A 7819-nucleotide genomic window follows, 5' to 3' on the forward strand; every position below is an offset into this window, starting at 1 on the left:
ATGGTTCTTTCTTTCGGCATACCGCTCCTTTCAGTGATCGGCTCTATATCATTTCCTGTGGTCGCTACAGTGGTTAATCTGTTCATCCTGTTCGGCGGTATGGCATTGAGCGGCCGAAAGGCCGCCTGGATGCCCCGGGCCCTCGATGTTAAAACAGAGGTCGTAAAACGTATGCTCGACAATCCCCTGATAAGATCAGACCCAGCCCTTCAGATAATTCCATATCTTGAAATAGGTGAAGACAAAAAAGGCTCTTTTCCGAACGACACCCGGTTTCTGATAAAATTCAAGGATGCCCCGGATGATTTTATCGGGCTGCAGGGACAGATTTCAATCAATGCAGTAAAGGGACGAAACTACCCCTATTTTTATGTGGTTCTGCTTGCAAAACCGTCGTTTAATCTTTTTGAAAAATTCGGGAAGAAAACCCTGGATAGATGTGTGATTGAACGTAAAAAGACCGGGGAAGTCGATGTGATTGTCATCAGACAGCGCACCACCAAGACATCCGGCTACCACACCAACCCGGGGATGCAGGATTATATTCTTAAACACTCCCTTGAGTTTGCCCGGGAACTTTTTAAGTAATAATTACTTAAAATAGAATTCCTTTCGGCGGTCGGCTAAGAGATCATTATATTGGTTAAGTTTCTTATTCAACGCGGTTTCCGGTTTTATCTCACATACCTTTACACATTCTTCATCGGCATCGGCACGTACCAATATCTCTCCTTCGGGAGAAACGACTTCACTCTGCCCGATAAACTTGAAATTTTTACCGTTCCTCTTTTCTTCACCGATACGATTCGCCAGGGCGATATAGACCCGGTTTTCCAGCGCCCGCGTTTTATGGGCGTCGGGACAATAAGGCATAACAAGGTTCGCCGAATGCAGGATTATCTGAGCGCCTTTGAGGGCGAGGGTTCTCATGGCTTCGGGATATATCCAGTCGAAACAGACCAGCATACCGACTTTTATGCCTTTATATTCAAAGATCGGAAATCCCCTGTTTCCCGGTTTGAAAAATTTCTTTTCTTCAAAATATAAATGCATTTTCCGATAGACGCCGATCATGCCCGAGGGTGAAACCAGGGCGGAGGAATTATAAAAAGCGTCATTATTCTTTTCCGCAAAGCCATAAGCAAAGCAACAGCCTGTTTCTTTTGCGAGTGAAGACATAAAGTTGAAAGTCTCGCCGTCGGCTGCGGGTTCGGCGAGTCGCGCGAGTTCGTCTTTGTTGAGAAAGGTATAACCGGTATTGAAAAGCTCCGGTAATACGATTATATCGGCGGTTGTCCCTTTGAGCATAATTTTAACTTTCTCAAAATTTTTTTCTTTTTCTCCGAAGAGGGGATTAAATTGCAATACTCCTATCTTCATCAAAACCCCAGTTCCTTATTGATAAGCATCACCGTGATTTTCGTCTGGAAAGGGCGGTATTTGATTATGGAGATCACACGACAGATTTTTCCTGGAGTGCTGCAGTCTGAACAGACACCGGTTTTAACACAGGGGGTCCGGGCTTCGACGCGTCGCGCATTCATTACTCCAGCAACCTGATGCGCCCGTTCAAGTCCTTGCTCGATCGAATCGACGATTTTATTAACACCGACGACAACAAAAACATTTTTCGGACCGAAAACCATATGGGCGACACGGTTTCCGACACCGTCGATATTTATAAGTTCACCTTTTATGGTGATTGCATTGCTGCTTGTGAGGTAATAATCAGCCTGACCTTCGAGAGAGCGTGCGTGCTGGTCGATCTTTTCATTGAGCCCTTCACGCCAGTGCTGAAAGATTTTGTTTCCTCTTTTTTTAAATTCTTCGATGATGCCGATTTCCCGAATTGTTACAGATCCGGGAATTCCGATGCTGGCTTTTTTCGGTATTTTTCTTAAGAGTGCTTTTTTCAGCGAATCGACGTCATCATGGTACTCTGCCTGAAAGCCCCGACGTCGTAATTCTTTTAATAAATTCGCTATTCTGTTTTTATGGTACCATTTTTTCATCGATCCATAGTTTGCAGCAGCTGTTTTCATGATATAACCTCCTGAAAAAGATCATTGATTGCATTATAATGCATTTGGTTGCGATGTCAATTATCAACTTAAAAAAATCTGGTATCCTGGAATTCACCAGGATACCAGATTGGATTTTTATTCGTCTTTTTTACGCTAATTTCTCTGGTGTAATGTAGTCACCGTATTTTTTCTGGGCTTCCAGAAGCCTTTCTTTCTGGGCATCAAGCGTCTCAAAGAGAATTTTCGGCGGATCGAGGACTTCAGTTTCGTATATTTTTTTAATCCGCTCGATCTTTGCCAAACTTTCCGGAATCCTGATCATAAACTGTTTTTTATAGTCGTCTTCACTGTAATCCTTATTAAGAACCTCTTTGAAAAGTCGTTTTAAATCTTCATATTTCGGGATGTACCCGGTCGGTGTTTTTATGGCGTCAACCTCTTTGTGCACCCTCAATTCAGCCCATTTGTACCAGACTTTTTTGTCGGTCTTCTCGTTCAGGAAGTTACCGTCCTTGTCCTTCAGAAAATAGTTCACCGAGAAGATCAGAGGTGTTCTTTCCAGTCCCTTTGCAAAATCAAGATTCGCCTGGATGTATTTTGATATGGGAATCGACAGAAAATCGAGATTGGACATAAGATTAAATTTTCTCACTCCTTCTTTACCGAGTGTTGCCGCCGTGGTTTCAGATTCCAGAGAAGCGCCTTTTGTGATTATACCATGTGTCCAATCAAATGATTCTTCGATAGGAACCCAGGTGTCAGAGTCTCTGCCGCCGTAGACGATGCCTCCGACAACCACTCCTTTGGGGTCATGAAGCGTCGGGTCGAGGTTTTCAAGCCTTTCAAGGGAGAGGGTGAAGCGTGCATTACGATGAGAGGGAGTGATTTCATTTCCATCTTTATCTTTCTTGCCTTTGAACCATTCGCCTGAATGGTTTATACCCTTTTCCGGAACTTCACCGTCTTTTCCTATCCAGTAAACATTCTTGTCCGGGGTTACCAGAACATTTGAGAAGATCAGTTCGCCGGGGGTATGGAGTGCTTTCCACTGTATCGGGTCGTCTTTGGAGTTAATCCCCATTATAATTCCGAACATCCCCTTTTCAACATTGACCGCCCGTACTTCGCCGTCCTTTTTTCTCAGATAGGCTATATCATCTCCAACAATGGTTTCATTGTCGAGCATGGCGGTTGATGTTTTACCGCATAGTGATGGGAATGCTCCGGTGAAGTAGGTGACACGTCCGTTTGGACCGTGCACACCCATGACGAGCATGTGTTCAGTGAGCCAGCCTTCTTTTGAACCGCGGTTTATCGCCAGACGCATCGATAATTTTTTCAAACCGATCGTATTACCGCCGTACTGGGTATTTGCGCTGTAGACGATATCTTCTTCAAGATCGATGTAGATACGGCGTTTATCGAGATTTTTACTCGTTTTCCGTTCATCCAGTTCTCCGGCGGAATGGACGATTTTAAAGAAGCGGGCGTTTTTGCCCTGACGCACAAATTCTTCAAAACCCTGCCGATAGAGGATGTCTTCACTGTGGGCGACATAGGCGGAATCAGTGAGCTGAACAACCGGTTGTGAAAACTCAGAGTTGGTCGGACCCAGGCAGAAGAAGCGGACATAAAGTTCTTTACCCTTCATAATACCTTTCATTATTTCGTGGATTTCTTTGAGACACTCATCACGATTTCCTGTTTTGATCGATTTATCCAGCTTTTTACCCGGGGGCAGCAGAATCAAAGTATGTGCTTTATCTCGCGCCTGGTCATAATAGTTGTCAAAATGGATTGTGTGGCCCTCGATCGCCAGAGGAGCCTCTTCACCGTTTTTTATTGCTGCCTCTCTGATGTACTTGATATCTTCAGGAGCATCCGTGCAGATAAAGACTTTGTCCGGTGTACAGTGTTCAATATACTTCGCAATGAATTGATGCAGATTGGGATTATCAATCCTCATCAGCTTGTTGTAACCTTCCTCTCCTATTTTTTCTTTTAAGAACGCCTTTGTCTTGTCGTCCATTGTTTTGGCCTCCTTGATTTTTTAAATTTTTTAAGTCTTTGACGCAGAATTAAATCAGGGTTCTATTATCTCCTTTCAATATAAAAATATTTATCTATTATATCTATTTCCGGAAAAAAAGCAAGGAAAATTTAAGGGGTAACAACTGCTAAAACCCGTGAAATTTCAGCGTTTTCTGTTTCCCGCAGGCGCTATATCGAGATTTAATCAGGCCAGTACATTACCTTTTGTTTTCAAATAGATGTTCAACCAATCAATCCCGCCTATTTCAGGACGACGAACTTTCCTGAATAATGATTACAGGTATTTCCTTTGATAAAATAGACGCCTTCTTCGAGACCATCAAGTGGGATATACTCGATGTAATTGTTTAAATGGAATGTTTTAACAAAACAGCCGGCGGCATCGAATATATCCACGCGTACAGGAGGATTATTGGTCTTTATTTTCAATACTTCCCGTATGGGATTTGTTAAAATCTGTAATTGTACTGGTTGCTGGACCACTTCTTTGATACCGACGATGTGGTCGATATAGATTGTTCCGTTTTCTCCAGCCTCTGGAGTACCATAGGCGCCTGTGCCTGGAGCACCGCCCTGCACCGTGTAGGTGCACTGCGCCGTGTCGATTAAAGAGGTGTAGAATATCTTTATTCTGCCTCCAGAACCGCCGCCACCGCCGCCGAATGAAGCGTCACCTCCGTTTCCGCCGTTCGCCGCGATCAGAATATTATGGAGGATGGTGGTATCGGCCCAGACCATGACACCGCCGCCAGCACCGCCACCGCCAGCTTCCAGGGAGCCGTCATACCCTCTTTGGCCGTTTGCTTCAATATAAGAAGAGTCGATGATGATATTTTGAGCCCGAAGATATATTTCAGCCCCACCATTGCCGCCCGGTCCGTCAAGGGCACTCAGTCTTCCGGCGCCGCCGCCAGAACCTATGTCAATTATTGTATCTGAGGGACTGCCGTAGGCGATGCCGCCGGCACCAGGATAGTTATCACCACCAGCACCACCGTTGCCGCCGTATGCGCCGCCGCCACCACCACCGCCGCTGACGCCACCGGCTTCACCCCCGCCGGGTCCATAACCCTGGGGATGACTGTTTGAGTAGGCACCAGAATATCCTGCATCAGAACCGATGATCGAGGAAGAACTCTGGATGGTGATGAGGGGGGCATTAAGTTCCAGTTTGCCGAATGAATCAGCCGCGGCGCTCCATGGTCTGACCTTAAGTTTGCCTGCGTTGCTTATCATAACCTTGATGTTGTACTGGTGAAAGCCGCAGATTACAAGACTGTCATTGTCGACGATTAAACTGTCGGCATCTTCATATACGTAATTCATTAATATAAGAATGAATATAATACCCATCATTATAACCTCCAGAATATGATAGCCATTATTTTTATTTTGTCAATGACTGTTTGCAGCCAACGATAGGGTTTTTCTACCAACCTATTGACATTAAATTAGTATTTACTATAATTAATTGAGAGTATTTATGAAGAAATCAACCAGTAAATCTGGATTATTAGTATATACTATGTTGTTCCTATTCAATAACTTATTACTTTTTTCATTCTTACAAGCCCAGGCGGGTTGGGGTCCGGATGTGCGGTTGACCTATGATTATAGTTACAATGCATATCCGAGGGCGGCCTGTTGCGGGGATACGATTCATTTAGTCTGGTGGAAAAATTATTGGGATAGTTTATCGATTATACATGATGAGATTTTTTATCTTCGTTCAACTGATGCTGGTGAGAGTTGGTCTGAGCCGGTGCGGTTGAGTGTGGAGGATGAGCAGAGTGGTACGATGCCTCAGATTGCGGTATCCGGGAATACTGTGCATGTGATCTGGTTTGAAGAGGACTATGGTGTTGTTTACCGTCGTAGTACAGATGGTGGAGATACCTGGCAGGGTATTGATTCAATCATTCCTGGGATGCATTATTCATCAATATTTGCAGATAGTAGTCTAATCTATATTGCCGGGATTAACTCCGCAACAGGAATATTAATGTTTACGAAAAGTTATGATGGGGGTAATGTTTGGCAGCCGGTTATGGATGTGACTTTAGCCAGAGCGAGTCCAACTTTAAGGTGTATTTCTGATGATATTTTAGCTCTATCTGTGACATATAGAGCATTACCTGGGGCATGTGAGATTTATGATATCCGTAGTTTCAACGGTGGTGAGAGCTGGACTGACAGTCAGATGGTTTCTGAGGATGATGGGATAGGTTCCCAGCATCCGGCGATGGATACGGATGATAGTTCTGGTATTCACATTGTCTGGTATGATTATAAGTATTCACCCTATCCCTGGACTGGTGATATCTTTTATCGGGCAAGCAGGGATTCGGGGAATAGTTGGGAGGAGATTGATTCGCTTACGGTTCAGCATCGGGCAGTGGCTTCAGATATTCTTGCGGAGGACAATAATTTGCATTTGGTCTGGGAGGATGATCGTAATGGTTTTGATAACAATTTTGAGATTTATTATCGGATGAGCACGGATTTGGGTAGAACCTGGGGTCCGGAGATAAGATTGACGAATGCACCCTATAAATCAATTTCTCCTTCGCTTACCTGTGGAGGTGGATATCTACATCTTTTCTGGTCTGATTTAAGAGATTATGGTAATAATTCTCCCTGGATGCTTTATTACAAGCGTAAGGACCTTTCTGGTGGAATATCTGAGTTGGAAGGAGTTTTGTCTTCAGGAATAGATTTTGGTGTATATCCGAATCCGTTTTCAAAGCTGATCAACATCAGTTTAGGCAGAGAGCAAAGGGCAAAGTGCAGAGAGAAAACCGTTGGCACCATGCCCAAACCCCTAAGCTTAAAGATATTTGACGTTTCAGGCAAGGAGGTGATGGTTTATGAGATGAAACAAAAAGAAAGAGAGATTAGGGTTGATTGTAAATATCTGCCTTGTGGAGTTTATTTTGTACAAATAGAGGTGGGTAGTTGTGTTGGATTAAAGAAAGTAATTAAAGTAGAGTGATAGTCAGCGCCATGTTTTACTGGCTAAAGAAGGGGGAGTAAAATGAAGAAAGCAATAGCGTTAATTATAAGTCTGCCGCTGGTATTGTTGGGTGCTCAGTGGCAGAGTCTTGATGGTCCGCCTGCGGGCAGGGCGGATGATATGACAATAGGCAGACATGGATCCCAGTATATCATCTATGCTGCGGACAGGACTCATAAGCTCTATAAGTCGGTGAATGAAGGGGAGTTCTGGGATTCGATATTACCCCTTGATGTTGTTAATCCTGTCTGTGTGATCTGTGATCCGAATGAGGCCTGGACTGTTTATATTGGCAAGGAGGATGCAACTCCGGTCTGGAAATCTGACGATGGCGGCGTGAACTGGTATCCGAGGAGTTCTGGGATTACCAATACCCAACCCTTATGTTTTGCCATGGACCCGAACAATTCGAGTGTGGTGTATCTGGGGTGTCAAAAAGATGACAGTCAATATGAAATGTTCAAGACGACAAACGGTGGAACCGACTGGAGTGCATTGAGTAATTCCCCTAATGTTACAGTGAATGACATTGCAATTACTCATGACCCACTGAGAGGCACCTGGATTATTGCCGGCTGTTCGGGCTCCTCAGACAGAGGTATTTGGCTTTCTATAAATGGTGGTATTGATTGGGATCAAAAATTGAGCGATGTTGATATTTATTCAGTTGAATTTGCTAATCAATCTACAGGCTATGCAGGAGCGTCAAGCGGTGTTTATAGGACCGAAG

General features: G+C 44.2%; 6 protein-coding genes. 2 read left to right on the forward strand and 4 right to left on the reverse strand.

Going from position 1 to position 7819, the window contains the following annotated elements; translation table 11 throughout:
• Positions 1 to 591: 591 nt before the first annotated feature.
• The 4 genes from ENI34_02210 to ENI34_02225 all read right to left on the reverse strand — a co-directional run bounded on the left by ENI34_02210 (position 592) and on the right by ENI34_02225 (position 5432).
• The gene (locus ENI34_02210; GenBank protein ID HEC77939.1) at positions 592 to 1380 is read right to left on the reverse strand and encodes a hypothetical protein; all 789 of its coding nucleotides are present in this window, start codon (positions 1378 to 1380) and stop codon (positions 592 to 594) included.
• Positions 1380 to 2042, reverse strand: a complete 663-nt coding sequence (locus ENI34_02215) for a lactate utilization protein (protein HEC77940.1) — start codon at positions 2040 to 2042, stop codon at positions 1380 to 1382. Before ENI34_02215 ends, ENI34_02210 begins: the two co-directional genes overlap by 1 nt.
• A 130-nt stretch (positions 2043 to 2172) precedes the next feature.
• Positions 2173 to 4053 (reverse strand): phosphoenolpyruvate carboxykinase (GTP), encoded by a 1881-nt coding sequence (locus ENI34_02220; protein HEC77941.1) that lies wholly within the window; start codon positions 4051 to 4053, stop codon positions 2173 to 2175.
• Between the two features lie 263 nt (positions 4054 to 4316).
• The gene (locus ENI34_02225; protein ID HEC77942.1) at positions 4317 to 5432 is read right to left on the reverse strand and encodes a hypothetical protein; all 1116 of its coding nucleotides are present in this window, start codon (positions 5430 to 5432) and stop codon (positions 4317 to 4319) included.
• Between the two features lie 127 nt (positions 5433 to 5559).
• Here ENI34_02225 and ENI34_02230 point away from each other — a divergent pair, with 127 nt between their 5' ends.
• Both ENI34_02230 and ENI34_02235 read left to right on the forward strand, forming a co-directional pair.
• Positions 5560 to 7068 (forward strand): T9SS type A sorting domain-containing protein, encoded by a 1509-nt coding sequence (locus ENI34_02230; protein ID HEC77943.1) that lies wholly within the window; start codon positions 5560 to 5562, stop codon positions 7066 to 7068.
• A 42-nt stretch (positions 7069 to 7110) separates the two neighbouring features.
• On the forward strand, positions 7111 to 7819 hold a 709-nt coding region (locus ENI34_02235; GenBank protein ID HEC77944.1), incomplete at its 3' end, for a hypothetical protein.

This window comes from candidate division WOR-3 bacterium (assembly GCA_011052815.1).
Lineage (GTDB): Bacteria > Hydrothermota > Tepidihabitantia > SM23-42 > SM23-42 > DRIG01.

Excerpts from the sequence above, each read along its gene's own strand:
- ENI34_02225 (HEC77942.1), bottom strand. The coding sequence starts at position 5,432 with ATGATGGGTATTATATTCATTCTTATATTAATGAATTACGTATATGAA.
- ENI34_02215 (HEC77940.1), bottom strand. The coding sequence starts at position 2,042 with ATGAAAACAGCTGCTGCAAACTATGGATCGATGAAAAAATGGTACCAT.
- ENI34_02210 (HEC77939.1), bottom strand. The coding sequence starts at position 1,380 with ATGAAGATAGGAGTATTGCAATTTAATCCCCTCTTCGGAGAAAAAGAA.
- ENI34_02220 (HEC77941.1), bottom strand. The coding sequence starts at position 4,053 with ATGGACGACAAGACAAAGGCGTTCTTAAAAGAAAAAATAGGAGAGGAA.
- ENI34_02230 (HEC77943.1), top strand. The coding sequence starts at position 5,560 with ATGAAGAAATCAACCAGTAAATCTGGATTATTAGTATATACTATGTTG.